19 protein-coding genes and 4 pseudogenes are annotated in these 25,293 nt (G+C 63.2%); 18 read left to right on the top strand and 5 right to left on the bottom strand.

Translation table 11 applies throughout. The features are described from left to right. The first annotated feature begins 195 nt into the window (after positions 1 to 195). The 9 genes from ACZY0R_RS27930 to ACZY0R_RS27890 all read left to right on the top strand — a co-directional run bounded on the left by ACZY0R_RS27930 (position 196) and on the right by ACZY0R_RS27890 (position 10,623). A complete protein-coding gene (locus ACZY0R_RS27930) occupies positions 196 to 663 on the top strand; it encodes a CBS domain-containing protein (protein ID WP_488862943.1) in 468 nt (155 codons plus the stop codon). A 160-nt stretch (positions 664 to 823) separates the two neighbouring features. Next, positions 824 to 1,960 (top strand): ABC transporter permease, encoded by a 1,137-nt coding sequence (locus ACZY0R_RS27925; protein ID WP_488866225.1) that lies wholly within the window; start codon positions 824 to 826, stop codon positions 1,958 to 1,960. Between the two features lie 2 nt (positions 1,961 to 1,962). Then, positions 1,963 to 2,661, top strand: coding sequence for an ABC transporter ATP-binding protein (locus ACZY0R_RS27920; RefSeq protein ID WP_488862941.1), 699 nt, complete (start codon positions 1,963 to 1,965; stop codon positions 2,659 to 2,661). Beyond that, positions 2,658 to 3,755, top strand: coding sequence for an HlyD family secretion protein (locus tag ACZY0R_RS27915; RefSeq protein ID WP_488862939.1), 1,098 nt, complete (start codon positions 2,658 to 2,660; stop codon positions 3,753 to 3,755). The genes ACZY0R_RS27920 and ACZY0R_RS27915 overlap by 4 nt, the downstream gene beginning before the upstream one ends. Then, complete coding sequence (locus tag ACZY0R_RS27910) at positions 3,752 to 5,218, top strand: efflux transporter outer membrane subunit (RefSeq protein ID WP_488862937.1); 1,467 nt, start codon at positions 3,752 to 3,754, stop codon at positions 5,216 to 5,218. Before ACZY0R_RS27915 ends, ACZY0R_RS27910 begins: the two co-directional genes overlap by 4 nt. Before the next feature lie 107 nt (positions 5,219 to 5,325). Then, the gene (mgtA, locus tag ACZY0R_RS27905; protein ID WP_488866223.1) at positions 5,326 to 7,908 is read left to right on the top strand and encodes a magnesium-translocating P-type ATPase; all 2,583 of its coding nucleotides are present in this window, start codon (positions 5,326 to 5,328) and stop codon (positions 7,906 to 7,908) included. 115 nt (positions 7,909 to 8,023) lie between these two features. Further along, entirely contained in the window at positions 8,024 to 8,725 is a 702-nt protein-coding gene (locus ACZY0R_RS27900; RefSeq protein ID WP_488862935.1) for a VIT1/CCC1 transporter family protein, read from the top strand. Between the two features lie 181 nt (positions 8,726 to 8,906). Further along, positions 8,907 to 9,062 carry a DUF3309 family protein gene (locus tag ACZY0R_RS27895; RefSeq protein WP_045241560.1) on the top strand — a complete coding sequence of 52 codons (156 nt, stop codon included), beginning with the start codon at positions 8,907 to 8,909 and terminating at the stop codon, positions 9,060 to 9,062. A gap of 211 nt (positions 9,063 to 9,273) precedes the next feature. Next, complete coding sequence (locus ACZY0R_RS27890) at positions 9,274 to 10,623, top strand: phosphoribosyltransferase family protein (protein WP_488862933.1); 1,350 nt, start codon at positions 9,274 to 9,276, stop codon at positions 10,621 to 10,623. A 17-nt stretch (positions 10,624 to 10,640) separates the two neighbouring features. Here ACZY0R_RS27890 and ACZY0R_RS27885 read toward each other — a convergent pair whose 3' ends face one another. Beyond that, positions 10,641 to 11,063, bottom strand: a complete 423-nt coding sequence (locus ACZY0R_RS27885; RefSeq protein ID WP_488862931.1) for a hypothetical protein — start codon at positions 11,061 to 11,063, stop codon at positions 10,641 to 10,643. A gap of 346 nt (positions 11,064 to 11,409) precedes the next feature. Here ACZY0R_RS27885 and ACZY0R_RS27880 point away from each other — a divergent pair, with 346 nt between their 5' ends. From ACZY0R_RS27880 to ACZY0R_RS27865, 4 genes are all read left to right on the top strand, one after another. Next, a complete protein-coding gene (locus ACZY0R_RS27880; RefSeq protein ID WP_488862929.1) occupies positions 11,410 to 12,249 on the top strand; it encodes a universal stress protein in 840 nt (279 codons plus the stop codon). A 132-nt stretch (positions 12,250 to 12,381) separates the two neighbouring features. Beyond that, positions 12,382 to 13,026, top strand: coding sequence for a BON domain-containing protein (locus tag ACZY0R_RS27875; RefSeq protein WP_488862927.1), 645 nt, complete (start codon positions 12,382 to 12,384; stop codon positions 13,024 to 13,026). Between the two features lie 275 nt (positions 13,027 to 13,301). Further along, the gene (locus tag ACZY0R_RS27870; RefSeq protein WP_488862925.1) at positions 13,302 to 13,931 is read left to right on the top strand and encodes a glutathione S-transferase family protein; all 630 of its coding nucleotides are present in this window, start codon (positions 13,302 to 13,304) and stop codon (positions 13,929 to 13,931) included. Positions 13,932 to 13,977: 46 nt separating this feature from the next. Further along, on the top strand, positions 13,978 to 14,613 hold the full coding sequence (locus ACZY0R_RS27865; RefSeq protein WP_488862923.1) for a glutathione S-transferase family protein: 636 nt from the start codon (positions 13,978 to 13,980) through the stop codon (positions 14,611 to 14,613). A gap of 245 nt (positions 14,614 to 14,858) precedes the next feature. On the opposite strand, the gene ACZY0R_RS27860 is transcribed toward ACZY0R_RS27865, so the two are convergent. Beyond that, entirely contained in the window at positions 14,859 to 15,233 is a 375-nt protein-coding gene (locus ACZY0R_RS27860; RefSeq protein ID WP_488866221.1) for a cupin domain-containing protein, read from the bottom strand. A gap of 907 nt (positions 15,234 to 16,140) precedes the next feature. On the opposite strand from ACZY0R_RS27860, the gene ACZY0R_RS27855 reads away from it, so the two are divergent. Continuing rightward, the gene (locus ACZY0R_RS27855; RefSeq protein WP_488862921.1) at positions 16,141 to 16,518 is read left to right on the top strand and encodes a hypothetical protein; all 378 of its coding nucleotides are present in this window, start codon (positions 16,141 to 16,143) and stop codon (positions 16,516 to 16,518) included. Between the two features lie 70 nt (positions 16,519 to 16,588). Here ACZY0R_RS27855 and ACZY0R_RS27850 read toward each other — a convergent pair. Both ACZY0R_RS27850 and ltrA (ACZY0R_RS27845) read right to left on the bottom strand, forming a co-directional pair. Further along, positions 16,589 to 17,146 (bottom strand): annotated as a pseudogene (locus tag ACZY0R_RS27850) (IS630 family transposase); the annotation flags it as partial. Positions 17,147 to 17,312: 166 nt separating this feature from the next. Beyond that, positions 17,313 to 19,097 carry a group II intron reverse transcriptase/maturase gene (ltrA, locus tag ACZY0R_RS27845; RefSeq protein ID WP_488857409.1) on the bottom strand — a complete coding sequence of 595 codons (1,785 nt, stop codon included), beginning with the start codon at positions 19,095 to 19,097 and terminating at the stop codon, positions 17,313 to 17,315. Between the two features lie 305 nt (positions 19,098 to 19,402). Between ltrA (ACZY0R_RS27845) and ACZY0R_RS27840 the strand changes: the two are divergent. Beyond that, positions 19,403 to 20,547, top strand: a pseudogene (locus ACZY0R_RS27840) (IS3 family transposase); the annotation flags it as partial. A gap of 189 nt (positions 20,548 to 20,736) precedes the next feature. On the opposite strand, the gene ACZY0R_RS27835 reads toward ACZY0R_RS27840, so the two are convergent. Further along, complete coding sequence (locus ACZY0R_RS27835; protein ID WP_488858095.1) at positions 20,737 to 21,153, bottom strand: helix-turn-helix domain-containing protein; 417 nt, start codon at positions 21,151 to 21,153, stop codon at positions 20,737 to 20,739. 486 nt (positions 21,154 to 21,639) lie between these two features. Between ACZY0R_RS27835 and ACZY0R_RS27830 the strand changes: the two are divergent. The 3 genes and pseudogenes from ACZY0R_RS27830 to ACZY0R_RS27820 all read left to right on the top strand — a co-directional run. Then, positions 21,640 to 22,602: pseudogene (locus ACZY0R_RS27830) on the top strand (IS4 family transposase); the annotation flags it as partial. A gap of 504 nt (positions 22,603 to 23,106) precedes the next feature. After that, a complete protein-coding gene (gene ltrA / locus ACZY0R_RS27825) occupies positions 23,107 to 24,408 on the top strand; it encodes a group II intron reverse transcriptase/maturase (protein ID WP_488858137.1) in 1,302 nt (433 codons plus the stop codon). A gap of 180 nt (positions 24,409 to 24,588) precedes the next feature. Continuing rightward, positions 24,589 to 24,966 (top strand): annotated as a pseudogene (locus ACZY0R_RS27820) (IS4 family transposase); the annotation flags it as partial. Positions 24,967 to 25,293: the final 327 nt, after the last annotated feature.

Here is a 25,293-nt window from a genome sequence, read left to right as displayed (position 1 = left end):
TGGCGGGGAGCGATCCCGCCTTCCAGGCGCGGCAAAAGCCGGCAAGCGGGTTGATTTGCATCAATGGCGGCCGCGCGCCCGGCGCTAGACTGAGTTCAGGTCCGGCGTGCCTTGCAAGCCCCTGTGCATCGCCGATGTACTGCACGCGAAGCTTGATGAGCGCGTGTAGCCCGGCTACGCCACGTCAGGAGAATGATGATGAGGATCGAAGAGATTTGCTCGCTGTCCGCCGTTCATATCCCGCATACGTGCACGCTGCGCGACGCCGCCGTGCAGATGCGCGACCGCCACGTCGGCGCGCTGGTGGTCACCGAGCCCTTCGGCGGCGGCCAGCGCGCGATCGGCATCGTGACGGACCGGGACATCGTGCTGGAGAGCACCGCCGCAGGCATCGCGCCCGGGCAGGCGACCGTGGCCGACGTGATGACGCGCGGCGTGGTTGCGATCGGCAAGGATGCCGGCATGGACGACGCGTTGCAAGCGATGCTGGCGCATGGCGTGCGCCGGCTCGCGGTAACGGATGCCGAGACGGTGGTTGGCGTGCTGTCCCTGGATGATCTGGTGGACGCCCTCGGCTCCCAATGGAACATGCTCGCCAGCGTGCTGCATAACGAGCGTGAGCGTGAGCGCTCAGGCAGCGTGCAGTCGCCGCTGCACCCCTGAACGGCGGGAGCGCGAGGTTTGCGGCGCGGCTCGCCCCCTACCTCAGATGCCCTCCCGGATCCCGCCCGGAGCGGGCGATAGCGGTTGCTGGCGGTCGATAGCTGTACGTAGCGGGGCCAATGCGGCCAATGCGGCACGCTGACAAGAAAGAAAAAGTATGGTGCCCGGCATTCTCAAGCTCGCTTACAAGCTACTGGTCAACGACCGGGCCAAGTTCACCGGCCTGCTGGTCGGGATCACGTTCGCGGTGTTCCTGATGATCGAGATGACGTCGCTGTTCGCCGGCGTGCTCAACCGCTCGTCGTCAACCGTGTACAACATCGGCGCGAGCATCTGGGTCATGGACCCGGCGGTCAATACCGTGGCCAATACCATCGGCATGCCGGACTACATGCTCAATGCCGTGCGCAGCATCGAGGGCGTCAAGTTCGCGGTGCCGCTTTACTCGGGCGGCGCGCTGGTGCGTCTGAAGAGCGGCACCTACCAGCCCGTGACGGTGGTCGGCATCGACGATGCCAGCCTGTTCGGGCGGCCGGATGTGCTCCAGGGCAGGGTCGAGGACATCTATGCCGAGAATGCTTTCCTGGTCGTCAAGGATGCCGAATTCCGCAAGCTGGAAAACCCCGTGGTCGGCACGGATTTCGAGATCAACGACCATCGCGGCGTGGTGGTCGGCATTGCGCAGGTCTCCACCAGCGGGCTGTTCGGCGTGCCGACGCTCTATACGACCTACCAGCGTGCCATCCAGTACCTGCCGACCGCGCGCTATACGATCTCCTACATCCTGGTCGAACCGAAGTCCGCGGCCGATGTGACGCGGATTCAGCGAGAGGTGCAGGAGCTGGGCTACCGCGCGCTGACCAAGGACCAGTTCATCCAGCGCATCTCCGACTTCTATAAGTACCAGACCGGGCTCGGCACCAATATCCTGCTGATGACCGTGATCAGCTTTATCGTCGGGCTGTCGATCTCGGGGCAGACCTTCTACACCTTTATCCTGGAAAACCTGGAGAAGTTCGGCGCGCTCAAGGCGATCGGCGCCAAGGGGCACGAACTGGTGGCGATGATCGTGTTCCAGGCAACCTTCACGGCGCTGACGGGATACGGCCTGGGCATTGGCCTGTGCGCCATCCTGATCAGCCTGGCGCGGCTGCGCCTTCCCAACTACGCCGCCATGATCACCTTCCACAACCTGGGCCTGGCGCTGGTCATGGTGATCGTGATCGCCGGGGTGTCGGGTTATATCGGCGTGCGCAAGGTGCTGCGCATCGAGCCCTTCGATATCTTCCGGGGGTAAGCATGCCGCGCGTTGCCATTGCCGCGAAGGCGCTGGACAAATGGTTCGGCGAAGGCGAGGCCAGGACCAATGCGCTGCGGCAGGTCAGCTTCGAGGCGTACTTCGGCGAGATCCTGTTTATCGTGGGCCCATCCGGTAGCGGCAAGACCACGCTGCTGAGCGTCATCTCCGGCATCCTGCGCCCGGACGGCGGCGAGGTGATGATCGACGGCACCAGCATCTGGACGCTCGATAACGATGCGCTGGCCGCATTCCGGCTCGCCAGGATCGGCTTCGTGTTCCAGGACTTCCACCTGTTTCCGCGCCTGACCACGCTGGAGAACGTGGCGATCCCGCTGATCCTCAAGGGCCGCGACTGGAACGATGCGTTAAACGAGGCCAAGCGTTACCTGGAAATCGTAGGCCTGGCCAACCGCGCCCAGCTGCCGCCGATCAAGCTCAGCGGCGGCGAGCAGCAGCGCGTGGCCATCGCGCGCGCCATCGTCAGCCAGCCGGATATCCTGATCCTTGACGAGCCCACGGCCTCGCTGGACGGCGATACCGGCCACGCCATCATGGCCTTCGTCAGGACGCATATCCTCAACGACCATCGCTGCATCGTCATCGTCACCCACGACGCCCGCATCTTCGACATGGCCACGCGCATTCTCGACATGGAAGATGGCAAGCTCAAATGCATCGAGCGGGGAGTGGCCGGATGAAGATCAGGTGGTTGTTCATCCTCTCCGTGGCAGGCGCCGCCACCGGCGTGGTGGCCGCCATCTTCTACGCCCAGCAAAGACCGCCGCTGCCGCCGGCATTCGAGCCGGCCGCCAATCCCTACAAGAGTGGCATCTACGCTAACGGCATCATCGAGAGCTACCAGGAGAACGGCGCCAACATCAACCTCTATCCCGAAGTCGCGGGCACGGTGGTGCGCATCCCCGTGCGCGAGGGACAGGAGGTAAGGCGGGGCGAGGAACTGCTGGTGATCGAAGATTCGGTCCAGCGCGCGCTGGCGGCGCAGCAACAGTCGCAGGCGGAGGCAGCCGAGGCCGTGCTGGCGCAACTGAAGGCGCTGCCGCGCAAGGAGACGCTGGAAGTGGCGCGCGCGCAGGTGGAGGCAAGTGCCGCGGGCCTGAGGACAGTCCAGGATCAGTTCGACAAACTGCAGCGATCGTATGCGCTCAACGCTCGCTCCGTCAGCCAGGACGCCATGGACAACGCAGCCAACGCGGTGCGCGTGGCGCGCGGCAACCTCGACGTTGCGCGCCGCCAGCTGGAACTGACGCGCGCCGGCGCCTGGGTCTACGATATCCGTAACCAGGAACGGCAGGTGGACGCCTTGCGCAAGGCCGCTGCCGCCTCGGCGGCATTGCTCGGCAAATTCGTGGTCCGCGCGCCGGTGGACGGCGTGGTGATGTCGGTCAATACGGCGGTGGGCGCCTTCGCGTCCTCGCTGGGCACTTATGGCACCTACACGCAGGGCTACACGCCCGTGATGGTCATGGGCAGCGTGCCGGGCACGCTGGCGGTGCGCGTGTATGTCGACGAGATCCTGCTGCAGCGCTTGCCCGGCGCCAAGGCGGGCAAGGGCATCCAGGCGAGGATGTTCGTGCGTGGCACCAACACCAGCATCCCGCTCGAGTTCTTGCGCATGCAGCCTTACGTCACGCCCAAGATCCAGCTTTCCGACCAGCGCACCGAGCGCGTGGACGTGCGCGTGCTGCCCTTGCTGTTCAAGTTCAGCCCGCCGCCCGACGTCAATGTCTATCCGGGCCAGCTGGTCGATGTCTACGTGAGCGGCGCATCGTGAAGCGCCATGCGCTGCCCGGGATCGCGGCGGTCCTTGCCTTGCTGGGCGGTTGCGCCGTGGGGCCGGATTTCGTGCGCCCCGACCCGGCCGTGCCGGCCAGCTTCACGCGCGGGGGAGACGCGGCGCGGACGCCGGCTGGCGATGGCGTTTCGCAGCGCTTCACCGACGCGTCCCCGCTGCCAGCGGACTGGTGGCGCATGTTCGGCAGCACCGCGCTGGACAGCGCCATGGACGAGGCACTGGCTGGCAACCCCACGCTGCAGGTAGCGCAGGCCAACCTGCGGCAGAGCGAGGCCGCCATGCGCGCCGGTGCCGGCGTGTTCTATCCACAGTTGGACGCTACCGCCGGGGCGACGCGGCAGGCGGCCACGCCGGTCCGCTTTGGCCAATCCGTTCCATCCAGCGTCTTCAACCTGTTCTCGCTGACCGCCACCGTCAGCTACACGCTCGACCTGTTCGGCCTGAACCGGCGCGCGGTCGAGGCGCTGTCCGCGCAGGTCGACCTGCAGCGGCAGACGCTGGGCGCCACCTACCTGGCGCTGACCGGCAACCTGGTCAACACCGTGGTCGCGCAGGCCGGCTACGCCGCCCAGATCCAGGCCACCACCGAGCTGGCGGCACTGGTGCGCGAGCAGGTGGAGATCACGCGCGCGCAGGTGCAGGCCGGGACGGCCGCGCACGTCAGCGAGCTTAGCCTGGCGGTGCAGCTTGCCTCGCTGGAGGCGACGCTGCCGCCGCTGCGGCAGCGGCTGGAGCAGGCGGATCACCTGGCGGCGACCCTGTCGGGCCATTACCCGGCCGAAGGCGAGCCCGTTGCCGTGACGCTGGAGACCTTGCGCTTGCCGGCTGACATTCCACGGCTGCTGCCGGCGGAACTGGTCCGGCGCCGTCCGGATGTGCTGCTGGCGGAAGCGCAGCTTCACGTTGCCAGTGCCGAAGTGGGGGTGGCCACCGCCGCCATGTTCCCTGCCATTACCCTGAGCGCCGGCTACGGCCGCGACAGCTTGCAGATCGGTTCCCTGTTCGGTGGCAATAGCGCGGTTTGGAGCCTCGGGGCGGGCATCACGGCGCCGCTGTTCCACGGCGGCGAACTGTATTACCGGCGGCAAGCCGCCGTGGCCCAGTGGGATGCCGCGCAGGCCGGCTACCGGCAGGTTGTGCTGGCTGCCTTCGGGCAGGTGGCCGACGCGCTGCGCGCCCTGGAGCACGACGGCGAACTGGTCGCCGCCACGCGCCAGGCACGGGACCTCGCCTACGAGGCCCTGCAGGAGTTGCAGGCCAACTTCCAGGCCGGCACCGCCGGCTACCTGCAGGTGCTGGTGGCGAACGCGCAGTACCACCAGGCCGATATCGGCTACCTGCAGGCCAGGACCCAGCGGTTGCAGGACACCGTGGCATTGTTCCTGGCGCTGGGCGGGGGCTGGGACGCCGGTACCGCGCAAGCGCAGGCAAGGCGGCCGTGATGATCGTCCGGGCCATCCGGTGGCTTGGCGCGAGGGTGAGCCGGATGCGCCGCCGGCATCCCGCATCGTCCGGCGGTCCGGCCGGTCCGGAGCCCGCGCCCTGCGGCATGCCGGAGGCGTTGCTGCGGGCTGCCAACACGCCGCTGGCGGCCTTGCTCAAGCAACTGGACGCCAGCCCGGAAGGCCTGACCCACGCCGAGGCCGAACTGCGGCTGCAAAGCCATGGCCCCAACCTGGTGGCGCACGAACGCCCGCGTCCGGCGGTGATCGACCTGCTGCGCCGCCTGCTCAATCCGCTCAATGTGCTGCTGCTGACGCTGGCGGCGGTATCGGCGGCCATCCACGATTACGACGCCGCGGCAGTGATCGCGGTGATGGTGATGCTCAGCGTTGGCGTGGCCACGGTGCAGGAGCGCCGCTCCGGACGCGCGGCGGCAGCGCTGCGCGCCATGGTCCATACCACCGCCGCCACGCAGCGCCGGGCCGGGCCGGGTACATCGCCCGCCATCAGCGAACTGCCGATCGGCGCGCTGGTGCCGGGCGACATCGTCCACCTGGCGGCGGGCGATCTTGTCCCCGCCGATGCCCGGCTGCTGGCGTCGAAGGATCTGTTCGTCAACCAGTCGGCGCTCACCGGGGAATCGCTGCCCGTGGAGAAATTCGCGCTCGAGAGCGCCAGCGGCGACGAACCCGGCACGCTGGAGAACATCGTGCTGATGGGCACGGCCGTGGTCAGCGGCAGCGCGACCGTGGTGGTGGTGCTGACCGGGCCGCGCGCCATGTTCGGCGGCATCGCCCGCTCGCTGTCGGAGGAGACGTCCGGCACGGTGTTCGAGCAAGGCCTGCAGCGCTTCGCCCGGTTGATGATCGGCCTGATCGTGATCCTTGCGCCGCTGGTGTTCCTGATCAACGGGCTGACCAAGGGCGACTGGCTGGAGGCGCTGCTGTTTGCGGTGGCCGTCGCCGTGGGGCTGACACCCGAGATGCTGCCGATGCTGGTGACCGTGAACCTGGCGAAGGGCGCGCTTGCCATGTCGCGCCGCAAGGTGATCGTGAAACATCTCAGCGCCATCCAGAACCTGGGGGCCATGGATGTGCTGTGCACCGACAAGACCGGCACGCTGACGCAGGACCGCATCATCCTGAAGAAGCATGTGGACCTAGCAGGCCGGGAGACCGCGCGCGTGCTGGAGTTCGCCTACCTGAACAGCTACCACCAGTCGGGTTTGCACAACCTGCTGGACAAGGCGGTGCTCTTCCATGACGAAGTGGGCGAAATGCTGCGGCAACAGGGCGGCTATCGCAAGATCGACGAGGTGCCGTTCGATTTCGAGCGGCGCCGCATGTCGGTGGTGGTGGATGGGCCGCGGGGCAGGCTGCTGGTCTGCAAGGGTGCGGTGGAGGAGGTCTACGCAGTCTGCGCCAGCGCCGAACTTGGGGGGCAGGCCATTGCACTGGATGACTCGCATCGCCACACCCTGATGACGGTCTGTAATGCGCTAAACGAAGATGGCTTCCGGGTGATCGCGATCGCCTACAAGCCCTTGCCGCCGGCGCCCGATACGCAGCCCTACTCGGTGGCGGACGAATCCGCGCTGATCCTGCTCGGCTATATCGCTTTCATCGACCCGCCCAAGGATAGCGCGGCGCCGGCGCTGGCGGCACTGCGCGGCAGCGGCATCGAGGTCAAGGTGCTGACCGGCGACAGCCCGGTGATCGCGCGCAAGATCTGCCGGGAAGTCGGCATCGACGTGGACCGCGCGGTTCTCGGCCACGAACTCGACGGGCTCTCGCCGCAAGCCCTGGGGGAACTGGCCGAGCGCACGCAGCTCTTCGCCAAGCTGGCGCCGGCGCACAAGGCGGCCATCGTCAAGGCCCTGCGGGCGCGCGGACGGGTGGTGGGCGTGCTGGGCGACGGCATCAACGACGGACCGGCGCTCAAGGCGGCCGACGTGGGCATCTCGGTGGACAGCGGCGCCGATATCGCGAAGGAATCGGCCAGCATCATCCTGCTGGAAAAGAGCCTGCTGGTGCTGCACGACGGCGTGATCGAAGGCCGCAAGGTCTTTGCCAACCTGCTCAAGTACCTGCGCATGGGCGCCAGCTCGAATTTCGGCAATATGTTCAGCGTGCTCGGCGCGAGCGCCTGGCTGCCGTTCCTGCCGATGGCGCCGATCCAGGTGCTGACGAACAACCTGCTCTACGATTTCTCGCAGACCGCGCTGCCGACCGACAATGTCGACGAAGATGCCATCAGCCGTCCGCGCCGCTGGGAGATCGGCAAGATCGGCCGCTACATCCTGTGCATCGGCCCGATCAGTTCGCTGTTCGACTACGTCACCTTTGCCATGCTTTACTGGCTGCTGGGCGCGAGCACGCCCGCGCAGCAGCACCTGTTCCAGACCGGCTGGTTCCTGGAATCGCTGCTGTCGCAGACCCTGATCGTCCATGTGATTCGCACCCGCAAGATCCCGTTCATACAAAGCCGTGGCAGTACCGCGCTGATCACCACCGGCGTCGCGATCTGCCTGACCGGCATCTGGCTGCCGTACTCGCCGCTGGCGGCGCCGTTGGGGCTGGTATCGCCGCCCGGCGTGTTCTGGGTGCTGCTGTTGCCGATCCTCCTTGGCTATTGCTGCCTGACCTATGCGCTGCGCGGCTGGCTGGTGCGGCGTTTTGCCATCGACTGAATGCGTATCCCATGTGCAGGAATGGCCGGGGAAACGGGTGCCTTCGTTGCAACCGGGACGCCTCGCAGGTAGCATCCTCAGGTCATCTGCAGTCCACATCGGAGGCCGCTGCACCATGAGGTCCTTATCCCGCCACAGTGAACGTCACCGGGTTGATCGCATAGGCTGGCTGCGCGCCGCCGTGCTCGGTGCCAATGATGGCATTGTCTCCACCGCCAGCCTGGTGCTGGGCGTCGCCGCCGCCAGTGCGAGCCAGGCGAATATCCTGGTGACCGGCATCGCGGGCCTGGTGGCCGGAGCCATGTCGATGGCCGCGGGGGAATATATCTCGGTCCATTCGCAGGCGGACGCCGAGAAGGCCGACCTGAGGCGGGAGCGTGGAGAACTGGATGCCGATCCCGCTGCCGAGCAGCACGAACTCGCGACGATTTATGTGGAGCGTGGGCTTGAGCCGGGTCTTGCCAAGGAGGTAGCGGCGCAACTCATGGCACACGACAGCCTGGCGGCGCATGCACGCGATGAGCTCGGCATATCGCAGGCGCTGAGCGCACAACCCATCCAGGCTGCCATGGCATCGGCCGCCAGCTTTGCCGTCGGCGCGCTCCTTCCGCTGGTGGTGGCCTGGCTGGCGCCTGGCCGCGGGCTGATGCCATGGGTATCGGGAATGTCGCTCATCTTCCTCGCTGCGCTAGGCGCCGTCGCTGCGCAGGTCGGCGGTGCCAGCAAAATCTCGGGCGCGGGACGCGTCACCTTCTGGGGCGCTCTCGCCATGGCCATCACCGCCGGCGTCGGTGTACTGTCGGGCGCCGTCCTTTAGGGCATCGGCTTGCGTCATGGACTCGATGTCCTGATCAGGATGCTCCGCGCAAGGCAGGCCCAGCGCCGATCGCACGCTGCCCGTCCCGCCTGCGCGCGGCTTGATACACGACAACTGCCAGGCTTCAATCCAACATATAGTGACCTGACAAGCAGCGGCTGGAAGTCAAGGAGGACGCGAAATGCTGGGGATTATTCTTTTAGTTCTCTTGATACTGGTTCTGATCGGCGCAATACCAGCCTGGCCGCACAGCCGGAACTGGGGTTACGCGCCCAGCGGCTTATTGGGGCTGGTACTCCTGATCGTCATCGTATTGCTGGTACAGGGCCGAATCTAGCGTTCCCGGCGGCAGACGTACCACCGGTGAACTGGCAGTGCCTGATATGGAACCCGCTCTGGTATCCAGGGGTCACGTGAGTAGGGTGCGCTTCACGTTGAGACCGGCTGTTGCCAATCCTTGACATAGCGCAAGTGGTGTCGCCGCCGGGGGACTATTCTGGGCGCTAGCCGCGCCGCGCTGCTGCGGCACACAGGAGAGGAGCAGATCGATGAATCCGCTGGTTGCCCGCTTTGAGAGCCGCGAGGACGCCGCGGCGCAGCTTGCCGAAGCGCTGCGCGCCTATCGTGGCCAGCATCCCCTGATCCTTGCCGTTCCGAAGGGCGGGGTAGCTGTCGGGCGCGGACTCGCCGACGCCCTGGAGGGCGATCTCGATGTGATGCTGGTCAGCAAGCTTACCGGCCCGGACAACGCCGTCGCCGCGATTGGCGCCGTGACGGAGAATGGCTGGACCTACGCCGTTGAGCGCCCGGCGGGGGGACAGCCCGATCCCATCCATTTTGCGCAGGAGCGGCTGGCAAAGCTCGATCTGCTGCGGCAACAATGCGCGATCTACACGTCGCATCGCGCGCGGCTGGACCCGCGTGGCCGCGTTGTGATCCTGGTGGATGACGGGATCTGCACTGGCGCCACCATGATGGCGGCGATCCATACCGTGCGCAGGCAGCAGCCGGTCAGGCTGGTTTGCGCCGTTCCCATCGGCGCACCAAAAGGCCTGGCGGTGGTCCGCGCCTGCGCCGACGAGGTCGTGTGCCTGCGGGCAGCCGGGACGGATCCCGATATCCACCATGCCTACCAGCGCTTTCCGCAGGTGGACGACGCGGAGGTCCGTGCGCTGTTGTGGCGAGACATCGAATCGCGCCACGCCGAGGCCATCGGAGCAAGAGCCCTCGCCGATGGCTTGCCGGTAGGCATCGCGTGCGACGGCACCAGGCTTCACGGCGTGCTCGACGCCCCCGGCAATCCGGTCGGGCTGGTGCTGATGGTCCATGCCAACGGGGGCGGCGACCACGCTGTGCGCAACCAGTATGTCGCGAGGAAACTGAACGCCAGGGGACTGGCTACGTTGCTGGTGGACCTGATCGGGCCAAGGGAGTCGATGCGGGCGGAAAAGCGCCAGGATATTGCCATGCTGGCCGGACGGCTGCGAACGGTGATGCAAGCGGTGCCGGGCTACGTTCGCACGCGGCTGCGCTTGCCGGCGCTGCCCGTCGGCTGCTTTGGCACCGGCACCGCCGCCGCCGTCGCGTTGAAGCTGGCGGGAGAAGCGGGCACGGATTTGCGCACGCTCGTGCTCGCCGCGGGGCGAGTGGACCTGGCCGACGCCGACACCCTGGGCAAGGTGGCCGTACCCACGCTTCTTGTGGTGGGTGCCGGCGATCCGGAAGGCATCCGGATCAATGACCTGGCGTTCGCCAGCCTTCGCTGTCCGCGGCAACTGCGGCTGGTGGCGGGCGAGGGCCGGGTATTCGAGGAGCCCGCCGCGATCGAGGAACTGGCCACGCTGGCAGGCGGCTGGTTCTCGCAATTGCTTGCCGATGGACGGGTGGCCGTCGTGTAGGCAAGCCTGTCGGGTGTTTATCCCGGGGGCACGAGATAGAGGTCGAGCGGAGCCGCGCCGGCCTCGAAGCCATGGCATTCAATCAGGTTGCCACGGCGCAGCACGATCCGGTAGTCGCCCGGCGTCAGTTGGAGGTAGAGCAGGCTCCCCATCGTCTCCGTGACCAGTACGATTTCTCGCGTTGCATCGAACAAAGTGACCGATACCGTAGCGGGTTGGCCTGCGGGCTTGTCGTCCGGAAGGTGCAGGCGGATATTGAAATCCGCCGCCCTGGCCAGCATGGCATCGCGACTCGCGGCGCTGCCGCCGCCGGCCAGATAGCGAACGCCTGGCGTGGCGATCGCGGCCGGGGGCCTGGTCTGCTGCTGCGCCGGCGCATGGATGGCGCAACCCGGCAGGAAGCAGATCAGCGCCAAGGGCAGGATCCTGGACCTGTTCATCGCGCCTCCAAGGCTGCGGCCGGTGGTTCGCCGCGGCATGGGGTTTTCCCGGCGGCGGCTCCTTGGGAAGAATAGGCTCGCGCAGATGCCGCGCATTGACGTGCGTCATATTCCCCTCAAGCAGCGTGATACAGAATGCCAATATCCGCTGCGCGCATTGCGAAGGCGCCGAAGCGCGGCTCGCACTGCTGCGGTTTCTCATGTACTGCGTTGCCCGGTGGCCGTGGCCCGGCAATATCTTGACCTGGCGCAACGACCGGACCGGCCGCGCTTGCGCTGTACGGCGCAGGCACTACAGTGCATTCTGACCCGATCACGAGCCCGGTCGACGGGCGGGAGCCTCCCTATGTCCTACGCCACCATCATGGTGATTCTCGATCCCAGCCGCCGCTCGTACCATCGCATCGAAATCGCCGCGCAGCTGGCCGCCAGACACAAAGCCACGCTGGTCGGCATGTTCGCCTGCCACCGTCCCGAGCCCGCGTGGGTGTACCGGCTGCCCGACGGCGCGCGTTACCTCGATGCCCTTCAGGCACGTTACGAGGAGGATGGCGAGATCGTGCGGCGCAGCTTCGAGGGCGCGACGGAAGAGTTGCCGATCACTGCGCAATGGCAGGCTTTCGACGGGCTTCCCCTGGCCATCGGCCAGCGCGAAGCACGCCTGGCGGACTTGCTGGTGGTCGGCCAGGACGACCCGGCGGATCCGACGGCCTTCGTGGCCGAGGGGTTTGTCGAATCCATCGTGCTTGCCAGTGGCCGGCCGGTACTGGCGATTCCCAGGGTGGGCCGGTTCAACACCGTTGGCAGCCGCGTGCTGATCGCCTGGGACGGCGGGCGCGAGGCGGCGCGCGCCATCCACGATGCGCTGCCATTTCTGCGCCAGGCCGAGGCCGTGACCATTGCCACTTGCACGGTGGCGGGCAAGGCCGGCGACCCATGGAACACGCCTGCGCAGTACGCCGCGACCTGGCTGGCGGCGCATGGCGTGACGGCGGCGGTCTGCAACCTCCCCGTGACCACCCTCGCCGATGCGGGCGAGCGGCTGCTGTCGGAAGCCGCTGACCTGGAAGCCGATCTCATCGTGGCCGGCGCCTATGGGCACAACCGGTTCCGTGAGGTGATGCTGGGTGGCGTGACCCGGACGTTGCTGGAAACCATGACGATTCCCGTGCTGTTCTCGCACTGAGTCCGATATCCAGAGCGCAAAACGGAAGTCCGGGGCTTGATATGTGTCAAGGGCCGCGCCTGCCCGGCATCTAAGCTGGAATACCGGTCGCGCCAGATGGACCCGGCGCCGGTACCAGTAAGGAGAACATGGATGAAGACCGATTTGCAGATCAAGCAGGACGTGAGTGACGAACTCGCCTGGGATCCCGCGGTCGACGCCGCCACGGTTGGCGTGGAAGTAAATCGTGGCGTGGTGACCTTGAGCGGCCACCTGCGAACCTATGTGGAGAAGCTGGCGGCGGAGCGCGCCGCCGAGCGCGTTGACGGTGTCAAGGCCGTGGTGGTCGAACTCGATGTGCGCGTTGCGGGCGAGCACGATGACGAGGCCATCGCCGAAGCGGCCAGGGCAGCGCTGCAAGCGCATGCGAGCCTGCCAGCCGCCGGGATCAAGGTGCGCGTCGAAAAGGGCTGGGTATCGCTGGCTGGCGAAGTGGAATGGAGTTATCAGAGCGAGTTGGCCGAGCGCTCCGTCGGACTTCTGCGTGGCGTGGCTGGTGTGATCAACCAGATTGCGATCAAGCCTCGCATCGCGCCGCCCGACGTGGCCGAGCGGATCGACGCAGCCTTGCGGCGTCATGCCGGGCGTGAAGCGGCGCATATCCGGATCGAGGTGCTGGGTGGCGTCGTGACGCTGGATGGCAGGGTCGATTCGCCACGGGAGCGGCAGGTTGTGTTGGGAGCGGCCCGGTCGGCGCCGGGCGTGACCAGGGTGGTCGATCATCTCGTGCTCTCCTGAGGCCTTTACCTCGAACTGGCCGAGTATTCCGAAGTCAATGACTATCGCTTGAGCCGGGCACAATCTCTAGAATAGAGAACGCTGGTGCATGGTGCCGGCGTCGTTTTTCAACTTGCCCGCCCCCCCTTGCGCGCTACCCCGGCGCTCTGCGCCAATGGAGAAACTAGAGGAGAAGCCGCTGGCTCCACCGAGGCGGAGCCAGCGGCTGGCATCCCGGCCTTGGTGTATCGTTGACGTCTTCCGCAAACGAGGTGTTTTCACTGGGGACGCATGGAATGCTGACGATCTGGGGCAGGGCGAATTCGGTCAATGTGCAGAAGGTACTGTGGTGTTGCGGCGAACTCGGCCTGCCGTTCGAGCGGATCGACGCCGGCATGCAATTCGGCGGCAACGACCGGCCCGAGTATCTTGCGATGAATCCGAACGGGCGCGTCCCGACGCTCATCGATGACGGCTTTGTGTTGTGGGAGTCGAATTCGATCCTGCGCTACCTTGCCATGCTGTACGGGAAAGGCACCACGCTGTACCCGGCCGAGCCGAAGGTGCGCGCAAGCGTGGACCGCTGGCTGGACTGGTCCCTTTCGACCTTGCAGCCGGCGGAAAGGCCGGTATTCTGGGGTTATGTGCGAACGCCGGCCGCAGGGCGCGACGTGGCGCGCCTGAATGCCGACGCCGCCACGGTGGCGGGCCTGTGGCAGATCATCGACCGTCAGTTGCAAGACCGCGATTTTCTCGAGGGCGACACGTTCACGCTGGCCGACCTGGTGCTGGGCGCCTACGCGCGCCGCTGGTACGGCCTCGACGCCCGGATCGACCGCCCCTCGACGCCGGACCTGGATCGCTGGTACCAGCGCGTCGGCGGGCGTGCCGGCTTCCGGCAGTATGTTGGCGTGCCGCTGAGCTGATCCGGGCGCAAGCCAGGGCGAACCCCCTCATCACCTACCGACTCCCATGACCATCATCCTGCACACGTGGAACACGCCGAACGGACGCAAGATCAGCGTCGCGCTCGAGGAAATGGCATTGCCTTACACCGTCAAGACGGTGAACATCACCAAGGGCGAGCAACACCAGCCGGACTTCCTGCGCATCAGCCCGAACAACCGGATTCCGGCCATCGTCGATCCCGATGGTCCCGACGGCCAGCCGATCAGCGTGTTCGAGTCCGGCGCGATCCTGCTTTACCTCGGCGAGAAGACCGGCAAATTCCTGCCAGCCTCCCTGCGCGACCGGGTACCGGTACTGGAGTGGCTGATGTGGCAGATGGGCGGCTTCGGGCCCATGCCGGGACAAGTCCATCACTTCCGCACTGTGGAGCCGGAGGCCGACCGGCACTATGGGCTCAAGCGCTATTCAGAGGAAACCAACCGTCTTTACGGCGTGCTGGACCGGCGGCTGGCGGAAGTGGAATTCGTCGCGGGCGCGCTATCCGTGGCGGATTTCGCCATCCTCGGGTGGGCGTGGCGGCACGAGCGCCATCAGGTCTCCCTGGATCGCTTTCCCAACATCCGGCGCTGGTACGACGCCTTGTTCGCCCGGCCAGGGGTACAGCGCGGCTTTGCGGTCAAGCTGGACGATGCGGCGTAGGCCATCGCCGACCGATGGCTGCGCCCACGGAAATCGTGCCAGCAGAAGGGGCTCTCCGGCACCTGCGATCCGTTTGACATGGGTCAAGTGCAGCAACGGTCAGTCCGGATAAGATGGTTTCTGTCATGGAGATGCGGGGGCGCTCTTCATGACTTGTCTACCCGTTTCCAGAATACGGAAACTTGGCCCGCGCCACGCAAGTGGGGCGGGCTTTTTTATGTGAGTCTCACGCGGGATCCACAGGCTCAGGGCGCGGGCGTTGCGAGCGGCTTGCCCTTCTCGACCACATACACGCCGACCAGGCTGACCGGCGCAGTGCCGGGATTGTGCGCGTCATGCGCGACCCCGGCAGGGACCACGAACGACTCGCCCGCCTTGACGACCCGCGGCGGTTGCCCGTCGATCAGGAGTTCGGCCTGGCCTGCCAATATGTAGCTGACCTCGTCGCCCGGATGCGTATGCCGTCCCGCATAGGCGCCGGGCGCCACCTCCACCCGTGCCACCACGGCCTCCCGCCCCGGCACGGAAACGTCCTCCTTGCCGACGAGGGTACGTGTAAGGCCGCTGCCCTGCGCCAGCATGGCGCCAGATGCGAGCCATAGCCCGGCGCCCGCAAGCATGCTCAGTGTCCTGGTGTTCATGGTCTGTCTTCTCCCGGATTGGTCTTGTTTTGCTGCGTTTCACTTCAAAAGGCATGTCGCCTGGAAAGCGTGGCATTCAGGGGACGCCTGGAACTGGATGCAAGCGGGGCAGGTGGCCGACGGGAACGGGCCGGCGAGACGATGGCAGATGCTAGCAAATGCGCCGGTGTGTTTGGAATAAGGCGCAGCCCTACATCGGCAAGCGTCATGCTTGGACTACTTGGTGGCGCTCTGCAAGCAACTCAGGAATGACCTGCCCGACTTCAATGGCAACACAAGCCGGACGCTGCCGATGCCCACGCGCTATGTGATCGCGCCAGGATGGGAGGTTGGTGGACATGGCGTCGCCGTCTAGGTTCATGGCTCCTGCCAGTTGCAGGATCTCAGTTTCGGCAAGTGATTTTATGTGCATTCCCTTATGCAGAAGTCATGGTTCTTCCCGCAGTGCCTGAATAGCGGGTGCGCCGTCCATGGTTCGCTGCATGCCGATCCAGATTGTCTTGGCGCCAGGTTCACCATCGCTGTTGCGCCAAGGAAATCCACCCAGTCAAGCCCATGTGCGATAGCTGCAGCGCTTCGACCCTGCAACTGGTCTTCAGGACATGGGGTTCGCCAGGCCAGCAGATCCTGTGACACGGAATTACCCCATGCGGTGCTGACGCGGAGCCGCAGGCGCGGTCTGCAGTCATGCGAAAGAATCGTGCAAGGTTGGGAAAAGTCTCCCCAATTTCAGGAAATTTCCTAAGCACGCCGCACTTCACAGCGCAAAAACTCTAGGTTTGGTTGCAAGTCACTCCCAGTTGCGTGAGCGAACAAGTGCGGAACTATTGGGGCCTCCGTTAATGCCGGAGCTTAATACGTTCTCAATGATGGAAAAATAAATTTAGTGAATGTTGGTATGGCAGGTGCAACTGGTGCATTGACATTCGGCGTAAGCCTATTACCTAACCTCCTTGTAAATACAGGGGGTGCGCTCGCGGGATCTTCCATTGCGGGACAAAATCCAAATCTCAATATGGCAGTTGCAGTTGCGGGTACATTGGTAGGTTTTTATGCTGGCGGCAAGCTTGAGGGCGCATTAAACAACAGCATAAATCCTTGGTATCGTCAGACATGGAAGGATATAGGATTTGGTATGTCTCAATATATTCCACCAAGCGCCTTACCATCTGTTGGCGGCACTACGGCTGGGGTAATCAGCTCGGAGGGCGCATCAGAAGCAGTTAATGGAATTCTGAATCGTAAGACGTCAGAGAAAAAATAATGAGATTGCACATAATGAAAAAATTAATTATATTTCTTTACTACTGCATATTTTTTGATCTGATAAGCTTTCAACAAAAAGTGAATCTGTAGTCTGCTCCAAATCCCTGAAGGATTACATCGACATCAGCTTCAAGGGTTTTGGTGTCGCGGGCTTTGAAGGCCAGCCACTCGTATTTCATCTTGTGCCAGAGCTTCTCGATGCGATTGAGCTCCGGGCTGTACGGTGGCAGGAAATACAACGTCAAGCCTTTCGTTTGTAGCAGCCGGAGATAAGGCCGCAGTGCGCGGGCCGTGTGGACCGAAGCATTGTCGAGAATCACGGTCAGCGGCTTGCCGACGTGTTCGACCAGCAGGCCGAGAAATCCAGCGAACAGCATCGAGGTCATCGTCTCCCACAACTTCGCTGCAAACAGTTCTCCCGAGGACAGCAGTGCTCCGACCACGTTCAGACGCTTACCACGCCGGGCTTCAATCATGTGTTGCTCCCCGACAGGTGTCCACGCACTTCGATTCGGCTGCGCTTGCGCGAAGCCAACTTCGTCTACGTAGGCGAGTTCGATTTCGCCACGCTGGGCTTGCTGGACCAACTCCCCAATTTCGGATTGGGCTTGTCGGAACCGCTGTTCGTCCCGCTTTTTTTTAAGCTATGCCGGGTTCGCTTCCATACCAGCCCCGCCCGTTTGAGAATCCCTGTCAGCGTATTGCGGTCGGGTAGCAGCGACGCATTACTACGTCGCCGCCCCCTAAGAACCGGACGTGCGAGTCGCCCCGCATCCGGCTCAAGCCATTCGTTCAGCACCATTGTGTGGCACCGGGCAGACCAGCGGAACGTTTCGCGGTTCGACGGCGGGCAAAGTAGGCGGCCCATGCCGGGTCAAACGGATTGGCCAGTCCCCGGATTTTGACGTGTCGCTGGATCGCGACGGTCGTTGCGCGGAAGAGTTGCAGGCCGCAGGTGTCACCCTCGGTTGAACCCTCTGTTGCAAAATCCCAGGACCGGTATCCGTCGCGCCGGAAGTACCGTTGCCGGACCCATCGGGCTCCTTTCATGGGGTGACGACGCTTCGCCCATCTCCAGAGCCGTTGCCAGATGTGGGAGTCGATTGAGGAGAAGATCGCTTTCGACACGACGTGACGGTGATACTGGGCCCATCCCCGGATCACAGGGTTGAGCTGTCGTATCAACGCCTCCTGCGTGGCGCTCGCGTTTTCCTTGATGATTCCCCTGACCTTGTCAAGCAGCGACTTGATGCTCTTGTTCGCTGGCTTGATCAGCAACTTGCCGTCGTACTTGCGCACGTTCTGGCCAAGGAAATCGAAACCCGCCGCTATGTTCGTGATCCGGGTTTTCTCTTCCGAGAGCTCCAGACCCCGAGCCGCCATGAACTGCCTGACTGCCGGAAGTACCCGGGATTCCAGCACATCTTTCGATACGCCAGTCACCACAAAGTCATCGGCATAGCGGACGACGTTGAGCTGCGCCTTTCTGCACTCAAGTGTGGATGTGCCCACACTTGCATGAACTGCTGCTTCAAGTCCGTCCAACGCCATATTCGCGATCACAGGCGAGATCACACCCCCTTGGGGTGTGCCCGCTTGTGACTCGAACAAGGTTCCTTCATCGATATATCCGGCTCGAAGCCACTTGCGCAGAACCTCCTTATCCATCGGTACGTTCTCCAGAAACCAGGAATGACTGAAGTTGTCGAAACAGCCCCGAATGTCACCCTCCAGAATCCATTCTGACGAGGCACGCTTGGCCAGAACGTTGAAGCACTGTTCGATGGCATCGGCGGTCGAGCGCTCGGGCCGAAAGCCGTAGGAATTGGCGTCTGCAAGGGTCTCCGCGACGGGTTCCAGAGCGAGCTTCCATAAGGCCTGCATCGCCCTGCACCGCATACACGGGATTCCTAACGGACGCTTCTTCCCATTACTCTTGGGAATGTAGACACGCCGCAACGGCATCGCACGATAGCCGCGATGTCGTAGCGACAGCATTCCGTTCCATCTGGCCGCCGGGGATGACCATATCTTGCCGTCCACCCCCGGCGTTCTCTTACCGCGATTCTCCGTCACACGCTTGACGGCGAGCATCTTGCCGCCATGCGAGCGGGTTAGCAGACGTTGCAATGCTTTCACCTTGCCCCATCGGCCTTCCTGAGCGGCCTTGGCGATACGCATCTGAAGTCGCTTCACCTCTGCTTCGATGTGCGACCAGTTTGCATGGTCCCACATCTGCGCAGCGCTCGAGAGTGCACCAGCGTCAGGAGCTTTCGCGTCCGTTGCCGTCATCTGCTTTCCCCCGTATAACGATTGTTCAAGGTTATCTCGCCATGAATGACCACGCGGAAGTCTGCCCGCTTTCGCGTCGGGCGATGTCTCAGCCCGTATCCCGTCCATTACAGCCGGGCGTTCGCTTTCTCCGCATTCCTTTACCCACCGCGCCAACAGCGTTCCTCGCGGTTCGCCTGCCGTTGCCGGCGCCGCGATGGGCTTACCCTGTTCCGCATGAATTTCCGAGCGGGGCGGACCCTTCCTCTTCGCCGGCGGCTTGTCGTCCATGGTGGCCCAGTTCACGAAGGCCACTCCACACCGCGTACCGTTTTGGTCCAAGCCTGTCAGCACGTTTGGCTTGTTGATTCTGACGACGTTTATCGGAAGTTCACATATGTTGATCGTACCCACTCATCCCTTGCTCCTCTCCGCCTCTGTGCTGGCAGATTCGGCCTTACCTCGCGGCTCGGCGTACCGGTTATCCGGCGGCTACGTTGTCCCCAGAGCTTCACACCGAGCTGTTACCGGCTCCGCATGCCCGGGTAGGGAACTGGAGTTGACCCGTTTTTTTGGACACTGCCTATCTTGAACCGTAGGAGGTGCCCACTATGCACAAGCATCGTATGCCGTATGCCGCGGCCTTCCGGCAACAGATGATTGACCTCGTCCATGCCGGCCGTACGCCGGAAGACCTGGCCAAGGAATTCGAACCCACCGCCCAGACGATCTATAACTGGGTGGCGCAGGCCGATCGCGATGCCGGCAAGCGTCATGACGGCCTGACCACTGCCGAGCGCCAGGAGCTCGTGCGGCTGCGCAAGGAGCTTCGTCAGGTCAGGATGGAGCGGGATATTTTGGCAAAAGCGGCGGCCTGGTTCGCCCGGGAGACCGGATCGGTACCCGACAAGGGTTCGAATTCATGAAGGCGAATCAGGCCACCTGGCCTTTGGCCACCATGGCACGACTGCTCCGAGTCTCGCGCAGCGGCTTTCATGCGTGGCAGCATCACGTCCCCTCGGCGCATGCGCAGCAGGATGCGGCTCTGCTGGCCCGGATCCGAGCGATCTACCTGCGATCGCATGGCACCTATGGCATGCCGCGCATTCACGCGATGCTGGCCCGCGAGGGCATTCACGTCGCGCGCAAGCGCGTGGCGCGCCTGATGCGCGAAGCGGGTCTGCGCGGGGTCAGTCGGCGTCGCTCGGTCACCACCACCCAGCGTGCCGCAACCGCACGCCCAGCGCCGGATCTGGTGCAGCGTCACTTCCAGGCCGACGCCCCCGACCGGCTGTGGGTCGCCGACGCGACCTACATCCCGACCGCGATGGGCTTCTTTTACCTCGCGGTGGTGTTGGATGTGTACAGCCGGCGCATCGTGGGCTGGGCCATGGACAGTCACCTGCGCACCGCCCTGATGCTGCAGGCACTGACGCAACGCCGTCCCGATGGGGTCATCCATCATTCGGATCAGGGATGTCAGTACACCTCGATCGCGTTCGGGCTGCGCTGCCGCGACGCCGGTGTACGTCCCTCGATGGGCTCAGTCGGTGACGCGTACGACAATGCGATGTGCGAATCCTTCTTCGCCACGCTCGAGTGCGAACTCCTGGCACGTCACCGCTTTGCCACCCATGACCAGGCGCGCCAGGCGTTGTTTACTTTTATCGAAGGCTGGTACAACCCACATCGGTTACATAGTGCCCTGGGCTATCGTTCGCCACATGAGTTTGAACAGCTTCACCCCCGGCCATCGGCAGACCCGATCGCCAGCGAGTTGCCCACGGGCGGGCGGCGTCGTGGTCGACAAAGGCGACCCGCCGTCCGCCCGTGGACAACTCGCACGACGCATCAAAAGGAACCCAACTATAGACATAAAATTCAAACGTAAGACTGTCCAACGAAGCGGGGTAACCTCAAACGGTTGATGGAACAACCGGTTTCATCAGGTAATACCTGCTCCAGTGAAACAGAAACTCAAGCGACTTTCAGGTCGCACATGAACTCGAATCCCGAACTTCTCTTCGAGTCGTGCCAGCAGTTCCGCGGCCGTCAGCGCCTCCTGCGTCGCCCACATCTTCAACTGCTCAACCTGCGCCGGCGACAGCTTCGACGGCGCACCGCTACGCGGCGCGTCCGACAGCCCCGCCATGCCTTTGTCCAACCAACGATAGCGCCTCTCGTACACCGCCTCCAACGTCAACTCCTGCCGCCTGGCTATCTCCTTGGCTGGCACGCCGTTGCTAAACATCAGAATCGTCCGAGACCTGTCTCGTGTTCTCCAATCACGGCGGCTTCTCGCCAGAACCTCAAGCTCGGTACGTTCTTCCTTCGTCAGTTCCAGCGGCTTCAATACGGCCATCGTCTATGTCGCGGTTCTTGTTCGGCCCGACATTATAGAGATACTTCTTGTGAGGCGCTTAATAAGCATATCAGGGGTTTTCTGTGAATTTATTTTTTGGCCTTTCTTGGCGTGGATTGCTGGTGCTGATGGTTATCATTTTCCATCAATTGAAAGATTGTGTAAGTGGTTAAAGCTCGTCGGTATCGTTACTTGGCCATGTGCACTTGCCATGTGGGTTTACGAAAAAGAATGAATTAGATAACCAGCGAGCGCAGACGATTAGTAATTTGGTGGGGCTGGTACGTTCGCTGCCCAAGTCGGTGCTGCGAATGGAATAAATCCAAGCTTACCGATTTTACTGTAAGGCACTAGAAGTCATCTCCTTATACAGAAGTACCGCCGGCCAGAGCGATGGTGCGAGGCAGAAGTGGATGGATGTCGAGGCAGAGGGGGTTGTAAACCGGCGCGAACTCGCGTTTACTCTTGGATTTCCCGCTAGAGCAAATGGGCAACGAGTCAGGAGCGTGGGTGGACGAGGAATTTGAAGCGCTGGATCTTGGCGATCCAAGACGGGACCGTCGCGCGAAGGAGTTACTGAAGCGGTTTGCGGCCAAGCCGACGGCGAGCATCCCGGGGGCATGCGACGGCTGGGCCGAGACCATGGGTGCGTACCGATTTCTCGGCAACGAAGAGGTCGAGTGGCGAGACATGATGCAGCCGCATTGGGATCGTACGGCTGGGCGGATGCATCCATTTCCGGTGGTGCTATGCCTTGCCGATACGACCGAGCTTGACTTTAACGGCCAGGAGATGGAGGGGGCTGGGCCGTTGAGCTATGAAGTTCAACGCGGGATGTATCTTCACGCGACCTATGCGGTTACGCCGGATCGGGAGCCGCTGGGGGTGGTCGATGCCTGGATGTGGGCACGTGAGCCAAAGGATGCGGACGGGCAACGCGGCGGTATCAAGGAGAGCGTGAGGTGGATCGAAGGCTATGAGCGCGTGGCCGAGCAGGCGGCAACACTGCTGCAGACCCGGCTGGTCTATGTGGCGGATCGGGAAGGCGACATTGCTGCGTTGATGCAGCGGGCTGATGAGTTAGGCCAGCCTGCTGACTGGTTGATCCGATCGCAACACAACCGCAGCCTTGGCGCTGCCGAAGCCAAACTGTGGGATGCGGTCGAGGCCAGCGAGGCGCTCGGCGAGATCGCCTTCATCTTGCCCGGGCGTGCTGGCCAGAAGGCGCGTGAAGTCAGGCAGGAGCTGCGTGCGCAACGCGTGATGTTGCCAGGCCGCAAAGGACTGTCGCTCACCTGCCTGGTGGCCGCGGAACGCGGCGCGCCGGCCGGCGTGAAGCCGGTGGTGTGGCGATTGCTGACTAATCGGGACGCGCAAGATCTTGATGCGGTGATCGAGCTAATCGATTGGTATCGGGCCAGATGGGAGATCGAGATGTTCTTGTGCGTCCAGCAAAGGCTGGCGTATTCAGCGGGAGTCAGTCCCGCCGGGGTAAGAGTCAAGGCCCCGTAGCTAGGATGGCAGCGTGCCTGGGAAACTGGGACGCTGAAGCCCATCGACAACGTCGTCCGTGGGGCGGCGGCGAGTCACCAGGCCGTAATGAAAATGAACGCGGATGTGGCCTCGAAACTCTGTCCCCGAAGGCCGAGCCTCCAAGAATAGGGCGAAGGCAGCAGAGCCTACCGCAGGCTGACTGAAGCGGTGGGATCCTTCGGCGGGGTGGAAGCGACGGCATGGTGGCAAGGATATGCTGAGCAACTGGAGAAGCCCTCCTTGCCCCGTCGAGAAATCGACGGAAGCTGGGTAGGTCGTATAACCGGCAACACCGGGAAGTCGGCCGAAGGCGAGAGGGTGGCGGACGGGTGTGTAGTAGTGACGAAGCGGGGTAATGCCCGTGGAGCGAAGGCACCCTACTGTGTGTAACTCTTCCAACATAAGGGAGGCAAGGGTGAGATGAGAAAGACACCCGGCAGTTTGCAGGACCTGAGAAGGAAGATATACGTCAAGGCGAAGTCTGAACCGTCCTGGCGTTTCTGGGGTTTATACGTGCATGTCTGCAAGATGGAAACGCTGCAAGCGGCTTACCAGATGGCCAAGGAGAATCGCGGCGCCCCCGGCGGGGACGGCGAGACCTTCGAAGCCATCGAGGCGGCAGGGCGCCCAGGATTCCTCGAGCAGATTCAAGATGAACTGATACGACGTACCTACGCACCGAGGCCGGCGCGCAAGAAGGAGATTCCCAAGGATGGGGGGACGAAAGTCCGCGTCCTGTCGATTCCTTCGATCCGTGACCGCGTGGTGCAAGGGGCGCTGAAACTCATATTGGAGCCGATCTTTGAGGCGGACTTCCAACCGGGGTCATATGGCTACCGCCCCAAGCGGACAGCGCATGAAGCGATAGACCGGGTGGCTGGAGCGATCGTCAGTGGCAAGACGCGCGTGATTGACCTTGACCTGAAAGCCTACTTCGACAGTGTCCGGCATGATCGGCTACTGGGGAAGGTGGCAAGCAGAATCCAGGACGAGGATGTAATGCGCTTGCTCAAGATGATCCTGAAATCTTCCGGGAAGATGGGCGTCCCTCAGGGCGGCGTGATCTCGCCACTGCTCAGCAATCTCTACCTCAATGAGGTTGATCAGATGTTGGAGCGGGCGAAGACCCTGACTCGCCGGGGCAAGTACACCCAAATCGAGTATGCGCGGTTTGCAGACGATCTGGTAGTGCTCGTGGACGCCCATGCGCGGCATGACTGGTTACATAAAGCGGTGGTCGTGCGATTGCGGGAGGAGTTCGCCAAACTCCAAGTAGAGATCAATGAGGACAAGAGCCGAATGGTTGACCTCACACGAGGCGAGAGCTTCGGATTTCTGGGGTTCGACTTCCGACGGACCCGTAGCAGTAAAGGGTTGTGGTGGGCGCAGTTCACGCCGAAGTTGAAGAAACGTACGGCGTTGATGCAATCGCTCAAGGAAGTGTTCCGACGGTATCGTTCTCAGCCTGTGGCACGGGTGATACAACGCATTAACCCGGTGCTGCGCGGTTGGGTGAATTACTTTGCTGTCGGTCACTCAAGTCGCTGCTTCCAAGTGGTCAAACGATGGGTTGCATTGAAGATCAGAAGTCATCTGATGCGCGCTCGGGGACGACGGGGCTTCGGCTGGGCGAGATGGAGTACGCGATGGCTCTACGACACTCTGGGGTTGTTCGACAACTACAGGGTGCACTGGAGCATGCCGAAAGGATCCCCAGCATGATAGGTCTCATAAGCCGTGGTGCGAAGCGCACAGGAAAGCGGAGTGCGGGAAAACCGCCCGCTCCGTTTGACGTGGCGGGGGCTGGAAACGTGACTATGGTAGCCGGACTGCGGTCCACTGCGAAAGCGGTGGAGTTACCACCGGAGCCTACAGGTGCGCGCGCCAGTCCTCGACCCTACCCATGTGCTGAAAAACGGCTGCAAGGTGGAAGCGTTACAGCTCTCGCACATGGACCGAGTCGAACGTGCGCTTGTGCTGTACATGGTGGTCTCGTGGCGTATTGCGCGACTGATGCGCCTGGGCAGGACCTGCCCCGAGCTGGACGCGTCGCTGTTCTTTGATGCCGACGAGATACGGGGTGCCTATCTGCTGGCGAAGAAGCCGCGCCCTCCAAAGCCACCCACGCTCAATCAAATAATTCGCCTGATTGCATCACTGGGTGGCTTCTTGGGCCGCAAGAGCGATGGCGAACCCGGCGCAAAGACGCTCTGGATCGGCTTGCAGCGAACCAGGGACGCTGCAGCCACAATTCAGGCCCTACGCAACGAGGGCGCATGACTTCTGTATAAGGAGATGACTAGAAGTATCCCCCCGCGTCAGAATAGATGTCGGTGTGCCAAGAAGGAAAGCGACAGTTTGTCGTCGTACATGCTGTATCCGTGATGAGGGCAGGCCCCTCGGTTTCGCCGATCAGGCGGTGATACCAAACCACCCAGAGCTGCTTCCGTTAAGAGCGGTTGTGGTGAGCGTCTAGGGAAAAGGCGGGATGAATCTCGTCAGGTAGGCTAGAAGGAGGCGAACGCAAGTGAACCATCGAAGAAGTGTCGATAATTGCAATGATGTCAAAACCGAGGGCTCGACAACACCTCGGGATCAGTCAGACGG

The sequence above is a fragment of the Cupriavidus sp. F041 genome (assembly GCF_057814235.1).
This window is presented reverse-complemented; position numbering and strand designations above follow the sequence as displayed.

Excerpts from the sequence above, each read along its gene's own strand:
- ACZY0R_RS27865 (WP_488862923.1), top strand. The coding sequence starts at position 13,978 with ATGACCATCATCCTGCACACGTGGAACACGCCGAACGGACGCAAGATC.
- ACZY0R_RS27885 (WP_488862931.1), bottom strand. The coding sequence starts at position 11,063 with ATGAACAGGTCCAGGATCCTGCCCTTGGCGCTGATCTGCTTCCTGCCG.
- ACZY0R_RS27915 (WP_488862939.1), top strand. The coding sequence starts at position 2,658 with ATGAAGATCAGGTGGTTGTTCATCCTCTCCGTGGCAGGCGCCGCCACC.
- ACZY0R_RS27890 (WP_488862933.1), top strand. The coding sequence starts at position 9,274 with ATGAATCCGCTGGTTGCCCGCTTTGAGAGCCGCGAGGACGCCGCGGCG.
- mgtA (WP_488866223.1), top strand. The coding sequence starts at position 5,326 with ATGCCGGAGGCGTTGCTGCGGGCTGCCAACACGCCGCTGGCGGCCTTG.
- ACZY0R_RS27880 (WP_488862929.1), top strand. The coding sequence starts at position 11,410 with ATGTCCTACGCCACCATCATGGTGATTCTCGATCCCAGCCGCCGCTCG.
- ACZY0R_RS27895 (WP_045241560.1), top strand. The coding sequence starts at position 8,907 with ATGCTGGGGATTATTCTTTTAGTTCTCTTGATACTGGTTCTGATCGGC.
- ACZY0R_RS27930 (WP_488862943.1), top strand. The coding sequence starts at position 196 with ATGATGAGGATCGAAGAGATTTGCTCGCTGTCCGCCGTTCATATCCCG.
- ACZY0R_RS27900 (WP_488862935.1), top strand. The coding sequence starts at position 8,024 with ATGAGGTCCTTATCCCGCCACAGTGAACGTCACCGGGTTGATCGCATA.
- ACZY0R_RS27870 (WP_488862925.1), top strand. The coding sequence starts at position 13,302 with ATGCTGACGATCTGGGGCAGGGCGAATTCGGTCAATGTGCAGAAGGTA.
- ACZY0R_RS27920 (WP_488862941.1), top strand. The coding sequence starts at position 1,963 with ATGCCGCGCGTTGCCATTGCCGCGAAGGCGCTGGACAAATGGTTCGGC.
- ACZY0R_RS27875 (WP_488862927.1), top strand. The coding sequence starts at position 12,382 with ATGAAGACCGATTTGCAGATCAAGCAGGACGTGAGTGACGAACTCGCC.
- ACZY0R_RS27860 (WP_488866221.1), bottom strand. The coding sequence starts at position 15,233 with ATGCTTGCGGGCGCCGGGCTATGGCTCGCATCTGGCGCCATGCTGGCG.
- ACZY0R_RS27835 (WP_488858095.1), bottom strand. The coding sequence starts at position 21,153 with ATGGCCGTATTGAAGCCGCTGGAACTGACGAAGGAAGAACGTACCGAG.
- ltrA (WP_488858137.1), top strand. The coding sequence starts at position 23,107 with ATGAGAAAGACACCCGGCAGTTTGCAGGACCTGAGAAGGAAGATATAC.